The sequence below is a fragment of the Methylobacterium bullatum genome (assembly GCF_014845095.1).
GTDB classification, from domain to species: Bacteria; Pseudomonadota; Alphaproteobacteria; order Rhizobiales; family Beijerinckiaceae; genus Methylobacterium; species Methylobacterium bullatum.
Genome location: NZ_NKUG01000146.1, coordinates 1 through 683, shown reverse-complemented (window position 1 = coordinate 683; position 683 = coordinate 1). Strand labels below are relative to the sequence as shown.

General features: G+C 65.0%; 1 protein-coding gene. It reads right to left on the bottom strand.

The genetic code is table 11. From position 1 onward, the window contains the following. Positions 1-165: 165 nt before the first annotated feature. A partial coding sequence (locus MBTS_RS19240) for an acyltransferase family protein (protein ID WP_192216261.1) occupies positions 166-683 on the bottom strand: 518 nt, incomplete at its 5' end.

Genomic DNA, 683 nt, shown 5'->3' with positions numbered 1-683 from the left:
TTGTTGCAGCTGGCGTCCTTGCCTTTGCGGAAACCTCGCCCGCGACGTCGAGGTGAATGCCGGTTCGGCGAAAAAGAGCGCGGCACAACAAAGGCCGAGAGTTGTGCCCCGACCCAACCTGGTCGGGCGCAGCTCTCGCCGGGCGCACGCTCCGCGCGATTGATCTCAAATGGCCGATACCGCCGTTCGAGGGTGCGCGGAGGCCGGCTCGTGCCAGGACCATTTGCGCCCATATGCGCTGATCGGCGCCTCCACGAGACGCGTCAGAAGCCAGCCTACGGCAACGCAGACCGGCAGGGCCGCGACGGTGACCCCCCATTGCGCCGCCGTTCCGACATCGGGTTTTGTGCCGAGAATGAGCCCGTGCATCAGGCCCAGCACCGGCATGTGCGTCAGGTAGACGGCGTAGGAGGTCGTGCCGAAGAAGCACAGGATCGGCGAACGGAAGCGTATCGCTTCGGGTGCGCCGCGCACGAGGGTCAGGAGAAAGGCAGTGCATCCCACTGAAACGGCGAGCGGCCCGAAGACTTGGAAAACGATGCCTTGTTCGCTGTCCATCAGCTTCAACAGGCAAGTCACGAGGAGAAGCAGCGGCGCGGCCAGCCGCAGCGGCAACTCCAGGCGTGACCCTAAGGTTCGCGGCGAAGCTATCGCGAGTGCCCCGAGCACGCCGCAGATGAGTA